Annotated in this window: 19 protein-coding genes; 8 read left to right on the forward strand and 11 right to left on the reverse strand. The window is 44.0% G+C overall.

The window, feature by feature from the left end; translation table 11 throughout:
• Positions 1-9: 9 nt before the first annotated feature.
• On the forward strand, positions 10-1,041 hold the full coding sequence (locus tag OIU26_RS10635) for a glycosyltransferase family 2 protein (RefSeq protein WP_264216812.1): 1,032 nt from the start codon (positions 10-12) through the stop codon (positions 1,039-1,041).
• Positions 1,042-1,054: 13 nt separating this feature from the next.
• The gene (locus OIU26_RS10640) at positions 1,055-1,492 is read left to right on the forward strand and encodes a GtrA family protein (RefSeq protein WP_225683697.1); all 438 of its coding nucleotides are present in this window, start codon (positions 1,055-1,057) and stop codon (positions 1,490-1,492) included.
• 101 nt (positions 1,493-1,593) lie between these two features.
• Here OIU26_RS10640 and OIU26_RS10645 read toward each other — a convergent pair whose 3' ends face one another.
• The 4 genes from OIU26_RS10645 to OIU26_RS10660 form a co-directional block, all read right to left on the reverse strand.
• Positions 1,594-4,104, reverse strand: a complete 2,511-nt coding sequence (locus tag OIU26_RS10645; protein WP_264216813.1) for a U32 family peptidase — start codon at positions 4,102-4,104, stop codon at positions 1,594-1,596.
• 433 nt (positions 4,105-4,537) lie between these two features.
• On the reverse strand, positions 4,538-4,999 hold the full coding sequence (locus OIU26_RS10650; protein WP_264216814.1) for a GNAT family N-acetyltransferase: 462 nt from the start codon (positions 4,997-4,999) through the stop codon (positions 4,538-4,540).
• A 161-nt stretch (positions 5,000-5,160) separates the two neighbouring features.
• Positions 5,161-7,074 carry a copper amine oxidase N-terminal domain-containing protein gene (locus tag OIU26_RS10655; protein ID WP_264216815.1) on the reverse strand — a complete coding sequence of 638 codons (1,914 nt, stop codon included), beginning with the start codon at positions 7,072-7,074 and terminating at the stop codon, positions 5,161-5,163.
• Between the two features lie 49 nt (positions 7,075-7,123).
• Positions 7,124-8,356: a S1C family serine protease gene (locus OIU26_RS10660; RefSeq protein WP_064961721.1), complete on the reverse strand. Its 1,233-nt coding sequence runs from the start codon at positions 8,354-8,356 to the stop codon at positions 7,124-7,126.
• Positions 8,357-8,709: 353 nt separating this feature from the next.
• Between OIU26_RS10660 and OIU26_RS10665 the strand changes: the two genes are divergently transcribed.
• On the forward strand, positions 8,710-10,335 hold the full coding sequence (locus OIU26_RS10665; RefSeq protein WP_264216816.1) for a nitrite/sulfite reductase: 1,626 nt from the start codon (positions 8,710-8,712) through the stop codon (positions 10,333-10,335).
• 118 nt (positions 10,336-10,453) lie between these two features.
• Here OIU26_RS10665 and OIU26_RS10670 read toward each other — a convergent pair whose 3' ends face one another.
• The 3 genes from OIU26_RS10670 to uvrB form a co-directional block, all read right to left on the reverse strand.
• Positions 10,454-11,665: a hypothetical protein gene (locus OIU26_RS10670; RefSeq protein ID WP_264216817.1), complete on the reverse strand. Its 1,212-nt coding sequence runs from the start codon at positions 11,663-11,665 to the stop codon at positions 10,454-10,456.
• A gap of 409 nt (positions 11,666-12,074) precedes the next feature.
• Positions 12,075-14,936 carry an excinuclease ABC subunit UvrA gene (gene uvrA, locus OIU26_RS10675; protein ID WP_040102757.1) on the reverse strand — a complete coding sequence of 954 codons (2,862 nt, stop codon included), beginning with the start codon at positions 14,934-14,936 and terminating at the stop codon, positions 12,075-12,077.
• Between the two features lie 169 nt (positions 14,937-15,105).
• Positions 15,106-17,097, reverse strand: coding sequence for an excinuclease ABC subunit UvrB (gene uvrB / locus OIU26_RS10680; RefSeq protein ID WP_264216818.1), 1,992 nt, complete (start codon positions 17,095-17,097; stop codon positions 15,106-15,108).
• Between the two features lie 208 nt (positions 17,098-17,305).
• Between uvrB and OIU26_RS10685 the strand changes: the two genes are divergently transcribed.
• Positions 17,306-18,133 (forward strand): flagellar motor protein, encoded by an 828-nt coding sequence (locus OIU26_RS10685; RefSeq protein WP_016324776.1) that lies wholly within the window; start codon positions 17,306-17,308, stop codon positions 18,131-18,133.
• Entirely contained in the window at positions 18,117-18,932 is an 816-nt protein-coding gene (locus tag OIU26_RS10690) for a flagellar motor protein MotB (protein WP_013373324.1), read from the forward strand. The genes OIU26_RS10685 and OIU26_RS10690 overlap by 17 nt, the downstream gene beginning before the upstream one ends.
• A gap of 233 nt (positions 18,933-19,165) precedes the next feature.
• Here OIU26_RS10690 and OIU26_RS10695 read toward each other — a convergent pair whose 3' ends face one another.
• Positions 19,166-19,393 (reverse strand): aspartyl-phosphate phosphatase Spo0E family protein, encoded by a 228-nt coding sequence (locus tag OIU26_RS10695; protein ID WP_264216819.1) that lies wholly within the window; start codon positions 19,391-19,393, stop codon positions 19,166-19,168.
• A gap of 258 nt (positions 19,394-19,651) precedes the next feature.
• On the reverse strand, positions 19,652-21,073 hold the full coding sequence (locus tag OIU26_RS10700; RefSeq protein ID WP_137079355.1) for a tetratricopeptide repeat protein: 1,422 nt from the start codon (positions 21,071-21,073) through the stop codon (positions 19,652-19,654).
• Between the two features lie 132 nt (positions 21,074-21,205).
• On the opposite strand from OIU26_RS10700, the gene OIU26_RS10705 reads away from it, so the two are divergent.
• Complete coding sequence (locus tag OIU26_RS10705; protein WP_264216820.1) at positions 21,206-21,625, forward strand: helix-turn-helix domain-containing protein; 420 nt, start codon at positions 21,206-21,208, stop codon at positions 21,623-21,625.
• A 31-nt stretch (positions 21,626-21,656) separates the two neighbouring features.
• On the opposite strand, the gene OIU26_RS10710 is transcribed toward OIU26_RS10705, so the two are convergent.
• Complete coding sequence (locus OIU26_RS10710) at positions 21,657-23,054, reverse strand: helix-turn-helix domain-containing protein (protein ID WP_264216821.1); 1,398 nt, start codon at positions 23,052-23,054, stop codon at positions 21,657-21,659.
• 295 nt (positions 23,055-23,349) lie between these two features.
• Here OIU26_RS10710 and OIU26_RS10715 point away from each other — a divergent pair, with 295 nt between their 5' ends.
• The gene (locus OIU26_RS10715; protein WP_142612338.1) at positions 23,350-23,925 is read left to right on the forward strand and encodes an RNA polymerase sigma factor; all 576 of its coding nucleotides are present in this window, start codon (positions 23,350-23,352) and stop codon (positions 23,923-23,925) included.
• Complete coding sequence (locus OIU26_RS10720; protein ID WP_264216822.1) at positions 23,897-25,039, forward strand: DUF4179 domain-containing protein; 1,143 nt, start codon at positions 23,897-23,899, stop codon at positions 25,037-25,039. The genes OIU26_RS10715 and OIU26_RS10720 overlap by 29 nt, the downstream gene beginning before the upstream one ends.
• Positions 25,040-25,095: 56 nt before the next feature.
• On the opposite strand, the gene OIU26_RS10725 is transcribed toward OIU26_RS10720, so the two are convergent.
• On the reverse strand, positions 25,096-25,458 hold the full coding sequence (locus OIU26_RS10725) for a hypothetical protein (RefSeq protein WP_264216823.1): 363 nt from the start codon (positions 25,456-25,458) through the stop codon (positions 25,096-25,098).
• Positions 25,459-25,484: the final 26 nt, after the last annotated feature.

Genomic DNA, 25,484 nt, shown 5'->3' on the forward strand with positions numbered 1-25,484 from the left:
GAGAGTTCTTTGGATTCAATAATCAGTAACCCTGTTTTAACATTAGTTATTCCCTGCTATAACGAAGAAGAAGTACTACCTGAAACCATAAGCAGACTTACGGTCATTCTGGAAGAGTTGGCCGAAAGCGAGCTCATTTCTAAACATAGTAAAATGTTGTTTGTTGATGATGGTAGCCGTGATCAAACATGGGACATCATAGCATCATATAATCTAAAAAATCCTTTTGTCAGTGGTCTCAAATTGGCGAAAAATGCGGGCCATCAAAACGCTCTATTATCTGGGTTAATGGAAGCTAAAGAAACCTCAGATTGTGTAATATCCGTTGACGCTGACCTTCAGGATGATCTCAATGCCATCCGAGAATTCATAATAAAATTCAAAGAAGGTTATGACATCGTGTATGGGGTGCGAAAAAGTAGAACTACCGATACATTTTTCAAGCGTTCAACAGCCCAAGGCTTCTATCGTGTGATGAGTAAAATGGGCGTCAATATCGTATACAATCATGCGGATTACCGTTTAATGAGCAAAAGAGTTCTCCAGGAATTAAGCAACTTTAAAGAGGTAAATCTCTTTTTACGTGGTCTAGTTCCGTTAATAGGTTATAAGTCTACTGAAGTGTATTACGATCGACACGAACGTTTTGCAGGTGAATCCAAATATCCTTTAAAGAAAATGCTCGCTTTTGCTTTCGATGGAATCACCTCGTTTAGCGTAACCCCGATAAGGCTTATTTCGGCCGTGGGTTTTGGAATGTTTGGCATAAGCTTATTAATAGCTGCCTATACCCTTATTAGCAAGTTCCTTGGCACCACCGTTTGGGGCTGGTCTTCTTTAATGTTATCCATCTGGTTCATAGGCGGTCTACAACTCGTCGCACTCGGACTCATTGGCGAGTATATCGGTAAAATATATAAAGAAGTAAAACAAAGACCTAAATATATTATTGAGACTATTTTAGATTCCCAGAGCACCTTAAATACTGAAAACACAAAGAAAGTGAATAATAGGGAAAGGGAAGCTGTGGCGGTCCAATAACAGATGCGAACAGGTGACTAATTTGACTTTATTTCAGAATAGTTTTTTCCGTTTTCTTGTTGTAGGTGTTCTAAATACAATATGCGGCATGTCCGTCATGTTCTTGCTCTTTAATATTTTAGAGACTAACTACTGGTTATCGACCTTTATTGGTAATTCTGTAGGCGCCACTGTAAGCTATTTCTTAAATAAAAGATTTACTTTCAAAAATAATGCGAGCCATGGACAGACCATTTGGAAGTTCATCTCTATTATATTGATATGCTATATACTGTCGTATTGTCTCAGCTATCTACTCAGTCACTTCCTGATCTCAAGTTTGAGTATTAAAAACAATGAAATTCTAGGCAATGTATCCATTCTAATCGGGAATGTCTTCTATACTTTAATTAATTATGTTGGACAAAAGTTCATTGTTTTTTCCAAAAAAACAAGAGCCCAAAAAGTATAACAATCTGAGGTTTCATTCATAGTTTAAATAAACTAACAGATAAAAAAAGGGGATGTGCTGTCAAAGCACATCCCCTTTTTTTTGTTTTTCTATAGCACTTTTTACTTCACCAGTTGCCCACGTGTAACCCCTAGCTGATTCGTCGCTTTCAGCGTCTTCCATACTTGTGTTCCGCTGATTTCACCGCGCAAGGCACGGTTATAGAGATCAATAACCTCATGAACTTGCTCTGGTGTCTCCTCCAAAAATTCCACGCGGTAACGGGATACGCCTAATTCTAGGAAGTTAGACAGGTATTCCGCGCCTGATTGCTCAATCGCGTTATACACTGTATTACGGCATCCTTCGTCCACGCGAACCGGGTGAGACATCCCAATACGATCACGTAGGGATGCGCGATGATCCTCACACGGACGACCACAGTTAGTGTAGTCTGTGCCTTCACTCATAAAGGTACAATATACGCAGTGTTCGGTATGGAACATCGGCAAATGCTGCTGGATGACGATCTCCAGCTTGTCGGTACGTGTACGTCCCAGCATATCGACCATCTGTTGGATGTTCAGGTCATACGACGGTGTTACCAGGTCACAGCCGGAATCCAGGAATAGATCAGCCGCTTTATGGTTGGCGATATTTAGCGAGAAGTCGCCAATCAATTGCGGATGATGTGCATCCGGGTTCTCCAAGCGATGACGCATGTAAAAATACAAGGCTCCCGGATTGCGTACCAGCACAGCATCCGGTTTCAGGCGCAGGATATTGTTGTGATATCCATTTTCGCCCGGCATGTGAATACGCGGAGTCACCAACGCAATTCGGCGCCCAGCGCCGTGCACAGCCTCTACAGCTGCCGGGAATTGCTTGATGAACTCGAAGTCGGCGTAGATGAAATCCACGCCGGCCTCAAGCGCAGCCTCCACCTGAGGGAGGCTGCGGCACAGCGCGGTCAGCTCTGCCTGACCGCGTGCCACAGACGATGCCGGAGCCGAGGCATCGCCATACACCTCTACCGCCCGTTTCGTGTATACGGGTGGTTTGGGGCGCTCACCTGCGAGCAGTTCCACCGCCTGACGGCGGATGCTGTTCAGCTCGCGCATGGGCACGATGACGTCTCCATGCAGATGGACGTCCAGCTCTTCCAGCTGGAACACTGTTCCGCCCAGTCGGCCGAATTGCTCTTCGAGCAGTTCGTGCGTCATCGGACGCTTCTGGGCAATTTCAAGCTCCAGCTCGGAGTCCACGCGAACCGTTGTGCCCTTCTGCACGTCGGTCCACCATGTCGACAGCGGCTGTCCTGGGGAGCCGCTGACCCGCACATGTACCGGGAAAACTCGGTACGGCTTTTCGGTTTCGTACGACTGGCGCAGACGCTTGTCCAGCGCCGGGTCGTTGGTCTTCCAAATACGGTCGCCTACGTGCACACGGCGCAGATCCACATCATTGCGTCCTGCTACGATGTCAACGATCCAGCCTTCTCCGGCTTCGCCTTCAATCTTCACACCCTTGCGGCGGATATCGTATACACGTCCGCCTTCTTCTTTTTGCGTAGGATCTCCTGCATCAAATACAATACCATCGCCACGCTTGAGCGGGGCATCGATGCGGCATACTACCCCATCACGAAGGATTTGTTCCACTCGGCCCAGGTACACGCCCCGGCTTTTCGGGAACGTACCGTCCACCAGCTTTTTGTTATTCGTTCCTTCCAGAAAACCGTGCGTAAAGCCGCGTGAAAAGCTCTGCTGCAGCTCGCGGATATCTTCTTTGCTCGTCTTGGACGTATCGCCATCAAAATACTTGTCAATGGCCTTGCGATATTTGCTAACCACATTCGCTACATACTCAGGCGTTTTCAGTCGCCCTTCAATTTTAAAGGAAACCACCCCGGCATCAATCAGTTCTGGCATCAAATCAATGGCCGCCAAATCCTTGGGGGATAGTAGGTATGTCACATCGGCCATCGGCTTTTGCTCTCCATCCACCATCAAATCGTAAGGCAAACGGCATGCCTGTGCACACTCACCACGGTTTGCAGAGCGTCCGCCCCACATTTCTGAAGTCAGGCATTGGCCTGAATAAGATACGCATAACGCTCCATGCACGAATACTTCCATCGGAAGTCTCGCTTGATCGCCAATTTTTTGAATCTGTTTTAGATTATTTTCACGACCCAGCACAACCCGTTCCATGTTGTACGGCTTTGTGAATTCTACAGCCTCCGGCGAGGTGATCGTCATTTGGGTAGAACCATGGATCGGGAAATCCGGTGAAATGTCGCGGATCATTTTCACCAAACCCATATCCTGAACAATTAGGGCATCGACTCCGGCATCAATACAGGCATCAACCAGCTCTTTAGCGTCCTCCAGCTCGTTTTCAAATACCAGTATATTGAATGTCAAAAAGCCCTTAACCCCGTAGCTATGCAAAAAAGCCATAATCTCGGGTAGTTCATCCATGCGAAAATTATTCGCCCGTGCTCGTGCGTTGAATTTTTCCACCCCAAAAAAGATCGCATCGGCTCCGTTCGCTACCGCCGCACGCATACAATCCCAGTCACCTGCTGGTGCCAGAAGCTCGACATCTTCTCTTCGTACTGCTGATTTCATTATTGCCCTCCCTATATGCTGAAAACGAATGATCCCTCATTGAATCTCGTTGTTTTCAGGGCAGCTATGCTGCTTACTTGGTAATCTCAAGAACGTTCCATCCACTTATCCCAAAGCTGGTTATGTTCAGTCAGGGGAATGGAAACTTACTAAGAATCATATTATTAAGTCCTATCTGTCTCTATCATCTTGTCCGATCATTCACACGCTGAACCATCGGTCCCCCGCATGAATCGCATCCAACTCAAAAAATCCGCATCACAAACATCTGCGGCAGAAATTATTCTTATCTTGTAACTAATCTAGTGTACCAGACTGCGACCCAAGCTTCTACACTTTCCAAGCGATTCCTTTAAAAATATAATACTAAAAGCACAAAAACACCTCCAATCCCGGTCAGCGGTGCTTTGGAGGTGCGTCATCATATCATTAACTAAGCAAACCTATACTTCGCAAGCATTTCTCCCCAGGGTGATATTCCTTCCTCCCTGAAACCAGATTTTCTGTATAGCTTTCTAGCTAGTTCATTGTCTGGTTTATATCCAATCATGATAACATCAGTCCTATCACTGGCTTTCCTGATTTCGTCGATCACCAGCAACATTGCATGGTAACCATGACCTCGACCTTGAAATCTTTCGTCAATCATAAATCGGTAAACCCAGTAGTTTCCGTCATCTGGGTCTAAACCAAACATCGTAAAGCCAATCAATACGTCATCATTATAAATTGCTTTAGATACAAATCCATCTAAAAACTGACATTCGGCAATTGAGTAAAGGTTAGATACCATAAATCTTTGTTGTTCAGGACTCGGTTCAAGTTCAGCACATTCTTCCCAATTCCTTTTGTCGACTGCCTTTAGCGTAATTATGTTCGGTTTCCTCCTATACATTTAGTCCGACATCTTCGATCTTCCCTGCTTACTTCACTCTTTAAAAGCTTACTATTCAATCCTTATACAATCCAAGAATCCCGGGTCAACAGCGATCGTAGGATCAAATGGCACGCGTAGCCTTTACCGATTACAACTCGCAAATCTTTTACCTACACCCTCTACTTCACAAAATGAAACGAATTCAGCGTCGAATCTAGTGCATTAGACTGTGCCGCTGTGTTGTTCGCATCGTTTAATGTTGTTGTCACGGTGTAGGTTTTGCCGTTATGCTCCAAAACGATTTGGCGACCTGTATAACCGATACCTTCCTCTACACGGTGGAATGTAAAGGACACTGCTGGAACTCCAGCAAACGTTACGTCCTTCACTTCCTCTACTTTGAGGTTTTTATAGTTCTTGGCTTGCTTATCATAGAAGTCCTTAAGCTGAGACACCGTTAATTCAAAGGATTGGTCGTTGTCGATTTTGATGGAAAAACGTCCTCCGGTAAATTGATACTCTATATCTCCCAATTCAAATTGATCGCTAACCGCGGTCCAATAGCGTGGGATATTCACTGTATATTCATATGCTTTAGACGTCTTTTTGATCGTTTTCGTTTTGTCCGCCAGGTAGTCATCCTCTTCCAATTGTCCAAAGTTATTTGCTACCGTTTGAAAATCAATTTTAAGCGAGGAGATGATCGCGTTGAACTGGTCATTTCCCTTGCTTACTTTTTCAGGCACTGCATATTCAGCCAGGTAGCGGTATCCATTTTGCTGAATCAGCACATTGTACTCTTTGACCCATTCATCTCCAAAATTATAGCGGTACTCCTGCACTAATCCCTGAACGCCTGCAACTTCCAGCGGATATGTCTTCTGTGCCTCATAAGCAGTGGACACAAATGAATCGCTCAGCCATTTTTGCAGCTGCTGACCCCAGTTCTCCAATTTTCCATCCGCAGGAGCTGAGGTGACTTTCATGTTGAAGCTTGATCCGTCATTGCTTTCATATTGCATTCGCTGGTCGTCCATTTTCCAGCCTGCGGGTATTTTGAGTGACACACCATAGTCTGGGTTCCCGGCCTCGCGTGTGCCTCCGACAACAGTGGACAAGTCTTTAATACTCTTATCCTGTGCGTTAAAAGAGGTTTTAAAGGAGTTCAGCAGTCCGGCATACTGGGCCAGATCTTTATAGTTCGTTGCTTTAGCATCGGAAAAATATATTACATACAGTCGTCCATTGTCATAGTACTGACGATTTTCCCATAGTACGCCGTCCCCATCCTTCGTAATAACACGCGCATAAGGCACTTTCGCTTTCGGGAAGGATTTTCGGTCCACCACAGTTTCTCCCGTTTCCTTGGCTGCCTGCACCAATTGTTGCAGCAGATCGTCTGCATTCAAGGGAACCGGCTGTATTGCTGTGTGTACTTCCATATAGTATGCACTGTTCTCGTCCATAAATGTGGAAATGCTCTCATCTCCACCTCCCTGACCGATGACGAGTCCTGTTGGATAGTTCATGGACCAATCGTAGTAACTGTTCCCGATCTGCGTCTTGCCCTCATCATTATCAATGTTCGGTGTTTCTTCAGCTACCGTACCCGCCTCTTCTTGGGCTTGCATCCGAATGATGATTCCTGCGCCATTCTTCTCCATCTTACCGCCAAGCCCTTCTGCTACTTGACGCAAAGGCACCATGAGGATCCCTGATGACATTTCTGGCGGAGCCGGAAGTGTTACCTTGTGGCCCCTCACCCAGGCTGTACGACTACCAATTGTCAGCGATACGACGTGAGTGCCGCTGGTGATCTTGACCACATTATCTTCAGCTAGGCGAATTTTGCTGTTAAATGCCTTTTTAAACACACCAGCCGGAACCATCAGTGCACCACTTTTGGAATAGGGCTTCGTGATATTCGCATTTTGACCGTTCACGATGGCTGTATTGCTGCCACTTTGCAGCCGCAATTCCAATATGTTTTTATCTTGATCTGCTGCAACTGCTGGTAAAGCGGTAAGCAGAAGGGACAATGCGACAGCGCCGACCCCCAGCTTACGCATCATTTTTCTTTGCATATGCTTCACAGTAAATCTCCCTTTAGCTTTATTTTATAGATTCATGAGCCATTATCGTTCATTTTCCCGTAGCTGAATCTGATGCTTCTTTCGAAGGCGCTATGCCGTCATCTACAGTAGCTCCTGATTCATTCGAATCCTCAAGATCTTCTCCAGACTGAATGGAATCATAAATTTCACCATTATCCTGTGTCAGTACCAGCTTGCGCTTTACAATATCACCGTCCGATTGCATAAGTACACTTATCGTTTGCCCTGGTTGATAGTTTTTAAGCAGCTCATTGACATCAATGGCAGAGGCTACACGCTTGCCGTTAATACTATACAGCTCATCGCCTTCCTTGATTTTGGCCTGTACGGCATTGGCTGAAGTGATTTTCGTGACTTTCAAAGGATCCTCGGTAGGCAATCCGACGATAGCTGACCAGCTCTCTTCGAGCCCTAAGCCAAGACTAGCACGCCGAACCTCGCCATATTTGAAAAATTGATTGATGACATATTTCACTGTATCTGCCGGAATCGAAAAACCCATATTTTCAATTCCGACCGCTGAGAATTTCATTGTATTAATCCCGATGACCTCGCCCTTGAGGTTGACCAGCGGACCACCGCTGTTACCAGGGTTGATCGCGGTATCACTTTGGATCAGACGATAAGCAGCGTTGACACCACGGTTCAGCCCGCTAACAACACCTGAGGTTGCCGAGTTACGAAGTGAGAAAGAGATCGGCGTACCGATAGCCACTACCTGCTCGCCTACCTGTAAACTGTTCGTAGAAGCTGCAAAGGTAGCAGGCTTAAGGCCGCTTGCCTTAATTTTAATCAACGCCAAATCACTGATCGGATCGCTGTAGCTGTCGATGATTCCGTAAGATTTTCCGTCCGAGGTTACAACTACGGCATCACCTAATCCTTCGATAACATGCGCATTCGTAACAATCCATCCATCTGCCCGAATGATGACACCCGTGCCGTGAGCCAGGTTGTATCGGTCTCCCCCTGCTACGGTCTCTCCTGTCGCTGAACGACCAATGATGCCGACTACAGAAGGAGAAACATTTTTAACGACCTGTGGCACACGATCGGCCGATAACGTATATGTACCATTTGCGCTGTTATACGCGCCGTTGGTTCCTAATGCTTTATTCATATCACTTACGTTAACATAGACCCCACCATTAATGACCTTGGCCTTTAACGCAGCTCCACTGCTGGCTGCACCTGCCGTTCCAGAAACACATAGAGCGCTACCCAAAGCCAACACAGCCACCCTTTTCCCCATCTTACGCATATACTCACCATTTCCTCTCTAACATGACCCTGTTCTATCAGTTAGTCCAAATCTACCATAGAGGGGACACGCATACAATCGCTTTAAGCCCTATCTTTTTTTAAAAAAGCGCCGTTTGCTGCATCCCTATCCCCTCATACTATTTATATTATAAATTTTCCAAATCCTTATATCAAAAAAATAAGCAAAAACAATAAAAAATCGTTATACCTTTTGGGTCATTCCTTCGTTTACGGGCGTAACCAACTATGATACCATCACATTATATCTTAGTTATATTGTCGGAAATAAAATCGCGAGTCCTACATCCAAATCTCAAGTATAAATAAGCAGCTGAAGGAGGTTAAAAAAGGATGGCCTATGAACCAATCTGGAATGCTCATCCCGATAAGCTTAACAAGTTTGAGCTAGTCAAGCTGGAAAAGGACGGTCTCGACGTTATACGCACCATCATTGAAAGCTATGCGCACAAAGGCTATGACTCGATCACTGCGGACGATATGGACCGATTCAAATGGGCCGGGGTTTACCAGCAAAAGCCTAAGGATGGCCATTTCATGATGCGTGTCCGCATCAATACAGGGATTATGACTTCAGCCCAGGCACGTGCCTTAGCGGACATCTCCGCGCTGTACGGGCGCGGCCTGGTGGATGTCACCACCCGTCAGGCGATTCAATTTCACTGGCTGACCGTTGAAAGCTTGCCAGATATTTTCGAACGACTGGAAAAAGTCGGTTTGTATTCCTTTGAAGCCTGTGGGGACTGCCCGCGTACCATTGTCGGCAATCCGCTGGCTGGCATTGATCCTAATGAACTGGTGGATACTCAGGAGATTGTAGATGAAGTAAACCGCTTTTTCTTATTAAATCGTGACTTTTCCAATCTTCCGCGCAAATACAAAATGTCCATCTCCAGTAATACCTACAACAATGCACAGGCTGAAATTAACGACCTGTCCTTCACACCGGCAACCAAGATCCTTGACGGAAAAGAAGTGGTTGGTTTCCATGTGATGGTTGGCGGTGGATTATCTGCCAAGCCGCATTTGGCACATCCGCTGGACTTGTTTGTCCGTCCTGAGGAAGTGCTGAAGGTTGCTATTGCTGTCACAACCATCTTCCGTGATTACGGCTATCGGGAAAAACGGCACCATGCCCGTCTGAAATTCCTCATTGCCGATTGGGGCCCGGACAAATTTCTAGCCAAGCTTACCGAGTACACTGGCGAAATGCCAGGACGAGGTGAAGATAAAACCATTGGGTGGCAAGCCGCCTATTTTGACGGTATACATCCCCAAGCCCAAGAAGGTCTGAACTATGTCGGTCTGAACGTACCTGTCGGTCGCCTCAGTGCTGACGAGTTGCACGAACTGGCCGACCTGGCTGATCGCTACGGCGATGGACAGATTCGTACCACGATGTCGCAAAATATTTTGCTGAGCGGTGTGCCGGATGACCAAGTAGATGAGCTACTGAAAGCTCCTGTGCTGCAACGCCTGACACCACAGCCCAAGCATTTTATGAGCCGTACGGTATCGTGCACAGGAAATGAATTTTGCAATCTGGCGATTGTGGAAACGAAAAAGCGAGCGGTTGACGTTGCCGAGTATTTGGATCAGCACGTACAATTGGATGAAAAGGTGCGCATCCATTTTATTGGTTGCCCGAATTCCTGCGGTCAAAAGCATATTGCGGATATTGGACTGCAAGGCTCGCTCCTTAAGACACCTGAAGGCATGGTTGACGCGTTCGACATCGCTGTTGGCGGGGCGCTTGGAGCTGGTGCCCAGTTCAACAAGACACTCAAAGGCCGCGTACGTGGGGACCAGGTTGGTCCTGTATTGGCAGAGCTTATTCTGTTCTACAAAGAAAATAGGATTGCTGGCGAAAGCTTTTATGCGTATGTACAGCGTGTAGGCATTCCGTCTTTCCAGGAAAAGCTGTCCGCCATTTTACAGTCCAGCCACGTTGCATCCTAGACATTAAGTCCATTAACAGCCTGCTTGTATTTTATATACAAGCAGGCTGTTTCTTATGCCATAAACCAGCGCCATACCTACTTCCTACTTCTTCGATTGAATAAAAAAAGACACCGGATTACTCCGGTATCAATATTTTCGCAAAATCGAGTACTATTGGCTTATGAGCGCCTGTTGTAGATGTCACCACCGCGTAGCCTGAAGGTATCTTATATATCAATCCCGTATCATATCGGATGCCGAAGGAGTTATCTTCCTTATAATGAGTCTTCGTTTCCCATACCTTCGTACCGTTTCCTTTTAAGCCTGTGATAGTGATGCCATGCATCTTCGTGGTTTTACCCAGTGGGTCATATTGATCACTGAACTGGACGTACAACTGCTCCTCGGGCAGATATACCCGGTCAGCCGCGTAGTCCTCTGTGTTACTAAACAATTGCAGACCATTACTTAACACCTGGGTGCGTTTGCTGTTTCCTTTAAGCCCTGTTACAGCAATATGACCGCTAGACAACTCATGTACCGCGGCAATTTCTTTACCTGATCCTAAGTCCAGATGGACATCACGGATATTGCGACCATACACATCGGCTTGTACCCCCACGGGACCATCTGAGCTGTTCAATAGCGCATAATATCCATTGTGATTGCCGACCAGCCAACCCGAGGTCACTCCGTTTGTCGTTCGATTCCATTGTATATCGCCAGTTTCAGTGTATTTGAGTACAGTGAAGGACTGCTCCGCAGGGTTCAGCGAGGACACCAGAAAACTGCCATCCTCTAGTGGCTCCAATCCTACCTGAGAATTCTGCCCATAGGATATCAAACCGTCAGTGGATAACGTTTTGGACCACAGGGGGTTTCCATCCGCATCCAATCGTGAAGCCTGCACATCTCGCATTCCGTTCGGTTGGGTATAATCAAGCAGAAACAGCAAGCCACCATCCGACGTCTCCCGCTGGACTCCCTTGCTGCTTGTTCCCGGCTGTACGCTCAGGTCTTGCTGGTGTTTCCATACTGTCTCCAGAGAACTATCCAGCTTGCCATACGTGACGTGTACTACACTTGCTTCTGTATCGTCTTCGACGTTCAGCATTAAGAACCCGCCCTTTGCTGCGGGCTGAATGTAATTGTGAGCGCTCTCGGAATCCTTAATACTGCCAATCGCTGCACTAGTTTCGATCTCGGCTTGTTTGGGCGCATACGCCTCGGACACCTCGGATGCATAGGCCGGTACAGCACCATAACCCAACAACCATGCCGTTAAAGCGACTCCTGCTGCCCATGAGTATACACGTGTACGTAGAACTCTACTTTGCTTAATCTTCAAACGTTCCAGCTCCCTTCATGACTTCCTCAGAGATGTGATATAAACCTTAGATGCAATTTAACTATAAACGGTCGCTTCAACTAGTAATGGTTGTCACGTGGGCACGGAACTTCGTATGATGCTAGATAATCATAAGTTATATATTAACCTCTTCAAGCCCGAGCCTAAACATCCAAAACTCTAAAATGTAGAGATTACTCAGAGACTTTCTATCGAAGAATATACCTATAGATTTATTATTCCAGCGCTTGGTAAACTATGTGTCACATGCTTTAACGCAGGAATTTAATAAAAGTTTTCTTTTTTTACAAAAAAAATAAACCCTGCCAACGGGAAGGCACAAATACGCTAATTTGTATTCTGCCTTCCTGTCTGTGCAGGGCTTTCACAACGTACGTTAAAACTGTGTCTATAGATCGACGGTCTGAAGCGCTTGACTGCGCTGTGTATCGCGTTCAAGGATCGGCTTTAAGTATCGGCCTGTATAGGATTCCTCTACTTTTACAAGTTGTTCTGGTGTCCCGGTAGCCAAGATCGTTCCACCGCCGCTTCCGCCTTCGGGCCCCAGATCAATCAGGAAATCGGCTGTTTTAATTACATCTAGATTATGCTCAATAACCAGTACGGTTTCGCCTGAATCGACCAAACGATGCAACACAGTCAATAATCGGTCAATATCATGAACATGCAAACCGGTTGTCGGCTCATCCAAAATATAAATGGTTTTGCCTGTGCTGCGACGATACAATTCGGAAGCCAGCTTCACACGCTGTGCTTCACCACCAGACAAGGTAGTCGCTGGTTGACCCAGCTTGATATACCCCAAACCTACATCCATCAGCGTCTGAATCTTGCGATGAATCTTCGGGATATTTTCAAAAAATGCTGTCGCATCCTCTACCGTCATCTCCAGCACATCAGCAATACTCTTCCCTTTATACTTAACCTCAAGGGTCTCCCGATTATAGCGTTTGCCTTTGCACACTTCGCATGGTACGTACACATCAGGCAAAAAGTGCATCTCAATCTTGATGATCCCGTCGCCTCTGCAAGATTCACATCGGCCTCCCTTAACGTTAAAACTAAACCGGCCTTTCTTGTAGCCTCGAACCTTAGCCTCGTTCGTCTGCGAGAATAAGTCACGAATATCATCGAACACACCTGTATAAGTTGCAGGATTGGAACGCGGGGTACGGCCGATTGGCGATTGATCGATCTCAACAACCTTTTCGATATGCTCTAGCCCTCGAATTTCTTTATGTTGACCTGGGCGTACTCTCGCACGGTTCAGATCACGCGCCAACGTTTTGTACAAAATTTCGTTGACCAGCGTCGATTTTCCAGACCCGGATACGCCAGTAACAGCCGTGAAAACACCCAATGGAATTTTGACATTCACATTTTTGAGATTGTTCTCCTTGGCTCCGCGAATCTCCAGCCACTTATCCGCAGGCTTGCGCCGCTCGGTATTGACCGGAATAAACTTCCGACCGCTCAAATATTGCCCGGTCAGGGAATTCGGATCTTCCATAACTTCCTGTGGAGTCCCCTGCGACATGATCATCCCGCCATGGATTCCGGCTCCTGGCCCAATGTCAATGATATAGTCCGCCGCCATCATCGTATCTTCGTCATGCTCCACCACGATCAGCGTATTGCCCAGATTCCGCATATGTTCCAAAGCACTAATCAGACGATCATTATCTCGCTGATGCAGCCCAATACTTGGCTCGTCCAAAATATAAAGCACGCCCATCAGACTGGACCCGATCTGTGTCGCCAATCGGATACGTTGTGCCTCCCCGCCGGACAATGTACCTGCTGCACGGCTTAAAGTCAGGTATTCCAGACCAACGTTCACAAGGAATCCCAGTCGGCTATTAATTTCCTTTAAAATGAGGTTGGCGATCGACTGCTCTTTCTCACTCAGCTCCAGTGTATGGAAAAAGTGAGAAGCCTCCCCGACAGACAAAGCTGTCACATAAGCGATATTGCGCTCTTGAATGGTTACCGACAGGCTTTCTTTTTTCAGTCGGTGCCCCTTACAGGTGTTACATGGCTTTGCACTCATAAAGCCTTCAATAAATTCACGTATTCCCTCAGAAGCGGTATCACGGTAACGACGCTCCAAATTCGGGATAATGCCTTCAAAGGTCACATAGGCTTCCTTACGTTGACCAAAATCATTTTCATAGCGGAAACGGATCTTCTGGTCACCTGTTCCGTGCAAAATAAGATTCATTTGTTCTGACGTCAATTGGCTTACAGGAATGTCCTGCGGAATACCGTAGTGTTCGCATACGGACTGTAAAAATTGAGGATAATAAGTGGAAGTTCCTCCACTCCATGCCTGGAACGCCCCATCTTCTACACTTTTTTCTGGATCAGGTATGAGCAGATCAGGGTCAACGACCATTTTAACGCCTAACCCATCACAATCTGGACAAGCGCCGAACGGACTATTAAAAGAAAACATCCGTGGAGATAGCTCATCTATGCTAAAACCGCAAATCGGGCACGCAAAGTTGGAGCTAAATCGCAACTCCTCTTGCCCTATAATATCTACAAGCAACTGTCCGCCTGAAAGATTCAGTGCCGTCTCAATAGAGTCGGACAGACGCGCACGTACATCTTCCTTGACTACGATCCGGTCTACGACCACTTCAATCGAGTGCTTCTTGTTCTTCTCCAGTTCAATCTTCTCGGACAATTCACGCAGTTCGCCATTCACACGTACCCGTACAAAGCCCTGCTTGGCTATATCAGTGAACAGTGTTTTATGCTCACCTTTGCGGCCGGAGACCAATGGAGCCAGGATTTGCAGCCGCGTCTTTTCAGGATACTGCAAAATGCGGTCTACCATCTGTTCGACGGTCTGTGAAGTGATTTCAATGCCATGTTCAGGACAATGAGGATGACCTACTCGGGCAAATAACAACCGCAAGTAATCATAGATTTCTGTAACTGTTCCGACCGTAGAACGAGGATTCCGACTTGTCGTTTTTTGGTCAATGGAAATGGCAGGAGACAGGCCATCAATCGAATCGACGTCCGGTTTCTCCATTTGCCCGAGGAATTGACGGGCATACGCAGATAATGATTCCACATACCGCCGCTGTCCTTCTGCATAGATCGTATCGAAAGCCAGTGATGATTTACCTGAGCCGCTAAGCCCCGTCAGGACGACGAACTTGTCCCGTGGAATCGTCACGTCAATATTTTTGAGATTATGCGCGCGTGCGCCTTTGATGATGATGCTTTCATTCGCCAAATGTTTCATCTCCTTAGCCGTAATTCACGTCATCCTATATCGCATTAGATTATCCGATGGAAGTGATATATCGCAAAGAGAACGACCACATCGGCCGTCCTCACTATTTCTTAAAAGCAATCAAACATTTTATTATCAATATGTTTTGCTTATAGCTTATTCCCAATGTTTAATCAACCCGCAACTCCAGCAAAGCATCACGCAACTCGGCGGCCCGTTCGAATTGTAGATTCTTGGCCGCGTCCTTCATTTCTGCTTCTAGGCGCTGAATGAGGGATTGACGCTCCTTCTTGGAAAGTTTACCCGTCTCATTAGGAAGGTAATCATTCTTGGACTCTGCCGTCTTGGTTGCTTCAATGACATCACGAATCTTTTTACGGATGGTTTGCGGGGTAATCCCATGTTCTTCATTGTATTGAATTTGAATCGCACGGCGACGTTCCGTCTCCTTGATCGCTTTATCCATAGAATCGGTAATCTTATCGCCATACATAATAACACGTCCGTCACTATTCCGTGCTGCCCGCCCGATCGTCTGAATCAGAGAGCGCTCAGAACGCAGGAAGCCTTCTTTGTCCGCATCCAAAATCGCAACCAGCGATACTTCCGGCAAATCGAGACCTTCCCGCAACAGGTTGATCCCGATCAGCACATCGAAGGTTCCCAGACGAAGATCCCGCAAAATGGCCATCCGCTCCAAAGTCTTAATCTCGGAGTGCATATATCGAACCTTGATGCCCACTTCTTTTAAGTAGTCAGTCAAATCTTCAGCCATTTTCTTCGTGAGTGTGGTGACCAGTACCCGTTCTTCACGCTCTATGCGCTGCCGTATCTCATTAATGAGATCGTCAATCTGCCCTTTGCTCGGACGCACCTCAATAATAGGATCAAGGAGACCGGTAGGGCGGATAATCTGCTGCACCATCGTATCGCATTTTTCCATCTCATACGGGCCTGGAGTAGCCGATACATAGATAATCTGATTCACTTTGTCCTCGAACTCTTCGAACTTCAGCGGACGGTTATCCAAGGCAGATGGCAAACGGAAACCATGTTCAACCAGCACATTTTTACGCGCTTGGTCCCCGTTATACATCGCACGAATCTGCGGCAATGTAACATGAGATTCGTCGATGACGATCAGCATATCATCTGGAAAGTAATCCAAAAGAGTATATGGTGTCGCTCCGCGCTCGCGGAATGTCAGTGGACCCGAGTAGTTTTCGACACCGGAACAAAAGCCAACCTCTCTCATCATCTCGATATCATAGCGGGTACGTTGCTCCAAACGTTGCGCCTCTAACAGCTTCCCTTGTTCCTTCAGCTCTGCTAACCGCTCTTCTAGCTCACGTTCAATGTTAACCAATGCTACCCTCATCGTATCCTCATGAGTAACAAAGTGAGATGCCGGGAAAATAGCGATATGTTCACGTTCACCGATCAATTCACCTGTAAGCACATTAATCTCAGTAATTCGTTCAATTTCATCTCCGAACAATTCTACCCGTATTGCATTTTCTCCATGGGAAGCCGGGAATATCTCAACAACATCCCCCCGTACACGGAAAGTACCCCGCACGAAGTTGATATCGTTCCGCTGATATTGAATATCGACCAGGCGGGACAAAATCTGATTGCGGGGTTTCTCCATGCCGACTCTAAGCGAGAGCAGCAAGCTTGAATATTCTTTCGGGGAACCCAAACCATAAATGCAAGAGACACTCGCTACAATAATAACGTCACGGCGCTCAAACAGAGAGCTTGTGGCTGAGTGGCGAAGTTTATCAATCTCCTCATTGATGCTGGAATCCTTCTCAATATACGTATCGGAAGAAGGGATGTACGCTTCCGGTTGGTAGTAATCATAGTAGCTGACAAAATAATCAACTGAGTTGTTTGGAAAAAATTCTTTAAACTCACTTGCCAGTTGAGCAGCCAAGGTCTTGTTATGCGCAATAACCAGTGTAGGCCGATTCAGCTTGGCAATGGTCTGAGCGATGGTATACGTCTTACCTGTTCCCGTAGCACCCAATAGAGTTTGATGCTTCTTTCCTTCTGCAATTCCCTCTACCAATTCAAAAATGGCCTGGGGTTGATCGCCTTGAGGTTGGAATTCCGACTGAATTTCAAAAGTCTTATCGCTAACAACGATATCACTCATTGCCCTGCATCACCCTTATCGTCTAAAATGGAAACATCATGTTTTTACACCAATCGAGCTTTAACGTCTTTGCCTGTAATTCTATGTCGATATTTCCCGAGCAATGATACTTGGGAAATATGGTTGAATAAGAATGTTTGTTCCCGTATTATACCTCTTTCTTACCGCGGATGCAAACGATAAGTCTTGAATAGGAGTGAATTGAATTTTGGATATCACCATCGTATTGGGCATCATCGCCGGAATCATAGCATTAATCGGTGGCTTCTTGTGGGAAGGCGGAGAATTCACAGGGCTGCTTCAAGGTACATCAGCTCTGATCGTATTCGGCGGAACTTTCGCCGCCGTTGTGATCAGCTACCCTGCCTCCAAGCTGAAGACTATACCCACCGCTCTGCGGATGGCTTTTAGTCGTGAGGATAATCCTACGGAGCAATATATAGAGGATTTGGTTTCCATGGCCGCCACCTCCCGCCGATCCGGTGTGCTTGCGCTAGAACGCATATCATCGGAGCATCCGAATGCATTTTTGCGCGAAGGTCTTCAACTAGTCATTGACGGCACTGAACAGGAACAGATCAAGCAAATTTTAGAACTAGAGTTAGATGCTATTGGGCACAAACATGAGGGGTACGCCAAAATATTTGAATCGGCAGGCGGCTATGCCCCTACGATGGGGATTATCGGTACAGTCATGGGTCTGATCCATGTACTTGGCAGCCTAACCGAGCCTACTGCGCTCGGACCGTCGATTGCTGTAGCTTTTATCGCAACATTATACGGCGTTGCTAGCGCCAATCTGATCTTTCTGCCCATCGCGTCCAAAATAAGAGCAGCCAGTGAAAGTGAAATTATTACGATGGATTTGCTGCTGCAAGGTATCCTGGCTATCCAAAACGGAGAGAACCCTAAGCTTGTACGCAAGAAGTTGGAGTTCTTTATCCGCTCAGAGCAAAATATAGATCGCAAACCACCTCGTCGCTCACGTACAGAGAGCGCTACTCCAAAGGAGGACTTCCATGAGAGCGCGCGCTAAGCGCCGTGGGCGTCAAGGTGGCGGCGGAGACCAACGAGATCGTTGGATGATTACCTATGCCGATCTGATCACCCTGCTGCTCATTTTCTTCGTCGTGATGTATGCCATGAGCAGTCTGGATGCTAAGAAATACGACGTCGTTGTTCAATCCCTTCAGGATACGTTCCACAAGGGAGATTCTATTTTGGAGCAAGGCTCGGGCATTACGGGGACTGCCGATCGTTACACCAGCAAGAATCCACCCGCGACCAAGCAACCGGCCTCTAATAAAAAAGAAGCGGGATCGACCAAGCTCACCGAGCGTGAACAAGCTTTTCGCAAGCAGGAAAAAGAGCTGCAAAACCTAATGGGTGTCATCCAGGAATATATTACGGACAACAAGCTACAAAACCAGATTTTCGTATCCGATCAACCACGTGGCATTGTCATTACGCTGAATGACCGCTTTCTATTCGACCAAGGCAGAGCGGCACTCAAGCAGGGTTCTGCAAACACGTTATCCAAATTAGCCAGTCTATTTCGAGATTTGAAAACACCGATTAGCATTGAGGGGCATACGGACAACATTCCATTCACGCGTTCCTCTAACTCATCGACCTACAAGGACAACTGGGAGCTTTCCGGCGCTCGGGCACTGTCTGTACTCCGGTTCTTTATCGACCGAGAGCAGTTATCCCCATCAGGCTTCCAGTATGCGGGTTATGCAGATACCCGTCCGGTTGGTGACAATAGCACCGAAGCAGGGCGACAAAAAAACCGCCGTGTCGAAATCACTGTGCTGCGTCAGCTCCAGCAGTAAAACCCAAAAACCTCCCGATTCACGCCATAACGTGAATCGGGAGGTTTTTTTTGAGATGTATCCTCATGTTACATGGCTTCCGCTCTGATGTAGACGCAGAACAATAAACTGTACGAACAACGTGGATAAGGGCGGCGTACGAGATGTAATAGAGATTATTTTGTTTATGCTATATCTCACTATGTATAGAAGCCAAGGTGAAGTTAGGTTTTATCTTGTCATAATGCTTGATGTTAATAAGATAGGACAAGCTCGTGTTGGTTCTCTTGGATCTGAGAACTTTGGGGTACGCTCTGTTGTCTACGATAGCTATATTTCCAATCACTGTACTTATTAAGGAGCCGATCCAACTCCATAGACTTGGTCAACACCCGTCGATCCTTCAATCCCACCTCTTTCGCCAAATCATTTAATTCTTTTCGCTTTTCTTCGATGCACTCCTCCAATTGTTGCCATTTCACATCAATAAACCTCCTGTTCGGTGTGGTATTTACATTAGTTTACAAGCTGATACCTTCCCTACAGGTTAAAAATATAATAAAACCCATTTCATCCCTTTAACAGGATGCATCAAAAAAGCCAATCCAAATGAATTGGCTTTAGAAATACAATCTCTATTTCTTTAATGTCCATTTCCATGCCCATAAGTGCTATAGTTCCCGTTACCATGTCCGAATAGATCCGCATTAGCATTAATCGATTCTTCAAAACTAACAAAGCTAATTAGACTTAGTGCCAACAAGGAGAACATCGTTAATTTTTTCATCATCTAATATCTCCTCCATTATAAATTCATAATTCTTTCTATGCTGAGATGTGGAGTCTTTTCTGAACTTTTCGAACAAAGCAACACATTCCACAAATTTTGTTTTATTATTAATATTTTTATAAAACTTTAGGCTTTCTAAAATAGAATCAAGACCTTGATCGATTTTTTCATTGCCTAAATAGTAAATTGCTAGTTTATAATGTAAATCAGCATATCTATCTACAGTCGGTGCTAGCTGATAATAACCACTATCCAAAGAGAAACTATCATTAAAAACTCTAATATCCTCTGAAAATTCTGAAAGTACGGCATCAATGCTAAATTTATGTTTAATAGCAGACTCAACAATAGTAAGCAAGCCAGGCAATACTTCAAGGGGATTTTTTTTAAGGAAATTAACATACGAAAGTAAACTTCCCTTTTCACCCATTAAAACCTTTAAGTTAAGTTTATTTGCTTCTGCCCATAATTTAAGTAGTTCAACTTCTTCTAAACCTAATTCGTCCAGTCCTTCAAACCAGCCTAAATCAGCATAGCCATCAATATATTCCATTGCCTTTTCATACATTCCTTGTAGTTCCAAAGCATTGCCTTTAAGTAAATAACCTTGCCCATAGTAAACTACAAGTGGCCTTTCAGTCTCTAATTGTCTATACTTATTTATATTTTTTCGTTTTTGAATCTCATTTTTATACACAGTTGTTGCTAAGTTACGTAGCTCGTCAGCATACCTCTCTACCTCTTTCCATTGATGAAGACTAAAGTAGATATTAGCCAATTTCAACAAAGCATCCAAATGATAATTTTCAGGGAGTCTGTTACGATAGGGGATGAATCTTAAAACCGCTTCTAAGTTCCTTTCTAAATCTTGACCTATAGAAGCAACAAACAGTTTATAATGACTGATTGCCAATCTCTCAGAGTGTTGGTACTTTTCATTTTCAACTACACATTCATAAAAGGGAATTGCCTCTTGTAGTTTCCCTTCCTCATAAAGCTCCTCTGCCAAAGCAAAGATTGTTGGAATATGGTTAAGATCCTCCATTAATCGGGATAGTACTTTCTCTACACACCTCAGATTTCCTATTTCTACACAGCGTATAAGGAATGGCTTAACTCTTTTCCAATGTGGTCTTCCATCATAAAAACATTCATCAACATATAGGTCATATAGCCAGCCCTCTGGATAATTAAGCGCTTTAGTAATCAAGTCCATTTGTCGTACGGAGATAGGTTTAGGTGGATTTCCGTTAAGCATAGCACTAAAAATGCCCCGGTTAAGTCCCGTAGCTTGTCCAAAACTATTAAAAGTGTAGCCACCAAGTTTTAATTCTTTCTCAATTTCCGAACGAATCGTGGTTGTATTTTCCAATAAAAACACCCCCGGCGTATTCAGATGATTTTAAAAAATCACCCTCCTCGACAATCAATTACAATATACTAGAAATTATATGAATAAATTGGATGGAGGTCAATCCTTTATTCTACACCATTTCAATATATTATGGAATTTAATGTGTATAATAATCCACCAATTCTAAAAAATCATGTGTTGTTAGCAGAAGCATCTGATTCAACAGATTCCTATATCGGCAAATTGGAGCGTGGCGAGATCAATGTACAAATTAAAACTTTGGAGAAAATAGCCGAAGCACTCAACACAAACGTTTTTGCATTTTTTGACTTCAATCCCTATGAAGAACTCAAAAGTCAGCCTTGGATATGGGAATGCATTCATATTCTTTCACAGCAGAGTGAAACGGAGCAAAATAAAGCTTATCGCATTTTAAAGGAACTGTTTACAGAGAGTGAGCTTCTTAAAGATAACTCTGATGATTCCAAAGGCAAGAGAGTGAGTTTAATATTTTTATTATTTGTTATATATTCTACGAAGAATAAAAAGGCTAGGTACTTTTCTACTTAAAAAGTAAGAAAGTACCTAGCCTTTTTGTGATTTAAGGAATCATCTGGTTTACATTATGCTGTACTTCTTCAAGCAATTTTTCATATTCCTCCCGTTGTCCGTTCGTGGAATGATCTTTATACTTCTCAAATAATAGTGTTATAGACTTTATATAGTAGGCTTTATCATTCAATTGAGAAGATGCTTTGAAGCTTTTCAACATAGCATCCATGGCTTTCAAATAAGCTCCTGTATTGAAATAATAACGACTAAGCTCAAAAAAAAAACGAGAATAAGTGATCAGATTATAATTCGTATGATAGTAAGAAATATTGGTATTTAATTCTCTGAATTTATCAATTTTTTCGGCAAAGAGAATTAGGATTTCATCTATTGGATAATTGTAGGCATTAGCTGACTCAACAATAGTCAATAGCCCGTGTAATATCTCTTGCGGGTTATTTCTAAGAAGCTCAACATAGGCTGGTAAACTATCCATTTTCCCCATTAGAATTTCGAGACTTAACTTGTTTGCTTTCGCCCACATTTTAAATTTTTCTGCCTCTATCCTCCCTATATCGTCAAGCCCTTCAAAACCAGTTAACTCTGCGTAATAAGGAATAAAACCCAGGGCCTTTTGATATAACCCTTGTTTCTCGTAGGCATTTCCTTTCAATAAAAAGGATTGACCATAATACACGATTAGACGCCTTTCTGTGTTTAGTGGCTTAACTTCACGACTCTTCAATTTTTCTCTGACCTGCTGTTGATAGATATTCGTAGCTAGTACTCTTAGTTCTTCAGCATACTGTATAACCGTCTCACAATCATCAAGTTGAAAATAGGCATTAGCCAATTTTAATAATGCATCTAATTGGTAATTATCGGGAAGGTTTCTTCGAAACGGAGCAAACTTTATAGCTGCTTGACGATTATTATCCAAGTCAGTATTCAGAGAGTTACAAAACAATCTGTATTGACTAATAGCCAGCCGCTCGGCGTGGTAATATCTTTCATTTTCTATCACACACTCGTAAAAAGGGACAGCTTCGTTTTCCTTCCCACCTTCATGCAGTTCTTCAGCAAACTCAAATACCGTCGACACATAGGACAAATCCTCCGTTAGTCTCGACAATACCCTTTGAATACACTCCTTCCTCCCCAACTCCACACAACGCAATAAAAAAGGTTTAATCCGTTTCCAGTGCCCTTTCCCCTCGTGAAAGCACTCATCTATGTACAGCTCATACAGCCAGCCTTCTGGATATCCCAGTGCCTTAGTAATCAAGTCCATCTGCCGAACGGAGATGGGCTTGGGTGGGTTACTGTTCAGCATGGTACTGAATGTACCACGGTTAATACCAGATATTTTACTAAAACTGCTAAATGTATATCCTCTTTGCTTTAGTTCGGTCTCTATCGTCGAGCGGATCGTAGGTGTATGTTCCATTTCAATCCCCCTCAATATAGTTGCAGATGTATCGTAAGTCATACTTAACATGTGTTTTCGGTCGTAAGAACTTCATTTCATTACAAAATAATTAAAATAGTGAAATATATGGTCTATAAAGTCATTTTATTTTATGATGCCTTAGAAGGAAGCCTTTTTTTTACGAATTCCGTGATAATTGAAAGCTGAATGAGATACATCTGGAGAACGATTAAAAGCAAACTTCAAGTTTTTTTATTTGAATGTCACAAATGCATATCTTTTTCAGTTATATAGGCAGAAGGGAGGGACGTTAATGGAAAAACTAAATACAGATACTCAAAACGCAGATATCAATCTTGTCATAGAGCAGGTCCAAGCAGGCGACAAGCAAGCATACACACATATCATACGGCGCTATCAACAACAGATCTTTTTATACTGCTACTATTTACTTAAAAATCGGGAAGAAGCGGAAGATGCTGCTCAAGAAATATTCATTAGAGGGCTAGAACATATACATCATTTTGTACCTACCGTATCTTTTTCAGCTTGGCTTTATAAAATCGCTCAAAACCACTGTACTGACTTATTAAAAAGAAAGGCTAGAACATTCAAATCCTTCATTCAGTACAAACTGAACCTAAAGCAACAGCCAATATACGAATATACAAATTTAATCCACGAGTTACTGGATCAGCTAACATTAAAAGATCGTCAGATTTTATTATTACGTTCACTTGAGGATTACAACTACGAAGAGATTGCTACAATTATGGGGCTAAAATCGTCCACGATCCGAAAAAGATATGAGCGACTCCGTAAAAAGCTAATCAACTACAATGAAAAGGGAGGAAAACAAATTGAGCACTCATTTAAACCCGGAAGATAAAGAAATTGAGCACTTACAAAAGCTTATTCGAAATACCCCTTTCCAAGTGGATTTAATTGATAGAACCATGGAACGCTATAGTACAATGAAAACAAGACACTATAAACGCTCTAACTCCCGTTCGAAAAGGGTTCGCAATACCTTTCTCGGAACCTCCGCTGCACTTGTAGTAGCGTTTGCACTTGTCGTTAGTACTGGATTTATTTCACCAACAATGGCTGCATCCTTGAAACAAATTCCAGGTATAGATTCTATATTCCAGCTTGCTGGTGATCTTGGTTTACAAACAGCAGACGAAAAAGGGCTAGTATCAAAGCCAAATCTTAGTGATACTCACGATGGCCTGACTCTCAGCGTACCAGAGGTCATGTTTGATGGAACACGTGTATCCATTGCCTTAGAACGACAAACCACTGACAAAAGATTTTTAAACACTGAATTACCCTTATTACTTGATGACTTAATATTTTTTATTAATGGAAAAGAAATCAACTCTTCTTATGCGCCTGCAAACACTACTAACTCTATTGACCCATATATGATACCTGGAAAAAATAAAAACTCAACAATTATACAGTTTTCAGATTTACGCAACCAAGGGGGTAAATCTTTCCCGGATAAGTTTGATTTAACAATTTCCATGCCTGTCTCTGGTATCAAGCAGCCCTTCAAAATAGAAATTCCAGTGAAAAAAAACACAAAAAATAACCTGACTTTTACGCCATCTCTTAAACGAAAGTACCAAAACATCGACTATACTCTGGAAAAGATTGAGCTCACGCCGATTACAACCAGCATCACAACTCGCATAAAGCTACCTGACAATTTAAAAATTTCTTCGTCACTTCCTTTTTTGAGTTATGAAATTTACGATGACAAAGGAAAGAAACTAAATTTTATAAGCAACAACGGTTGGAGTGCTACGGATGGAAACGTTCTGATAAATGATTCACGTTTTGAACCTTTCACCTCTCCCCCCAAAGCAATTACTATAAAGGTCTACAAAAATATCTTTAACAAGGATGATAAGAGTAAATTTGAACTAGACAAAGATGGAAATCCGAAAATTGAGTATTACCCTGATCTGGAGATTACTTACCCAATTAATCCATAAAAATAAGTAAGTGAAGGAAGTGAAGCGTACTTCACCTCCTTCACTGCATATAAATACTATCTTTCAACCTTAAAAGTATAAACTCCAAGTTTGTCTCCATTAGATTTAAAGGCTTCAACCTGAGCTGAACCATAGCCAATCATCTTAGCTTTATTTCCATGAAGTTCGACAACATCACTTCCATACAAAATCATCCAGTTAGAACCATCCATTTTATACGTGCTACCTATGCCTAATTTAAGTACGGGAGTATCTTGCTTTGTAATAGGTGGCTTTTCTCCATTGGCAGGACTAAAGGTTACGGTTACTTTTGCTGGAGCTCCAACAGATATTGTTGAACTTACTGGTGAAGCCGAAGCTACTCCCCCTAAAGATAAAGCTAACGCGGAAATTGATAGTGCTAAGATCGCTCTTTTCATTTGTCATTTCTCCTCTTTAAGTATTT

The organism is Paenibacillus sp. BT-177 (assembly GCF_025846815.2).
Classification (GTDB): domain Bacteria; phylum Bacillota; class Bacilli; order Paenibacillales; family Paenibacillaceae; genus Paenibacillus; species Paenibacillus polymyxa_C.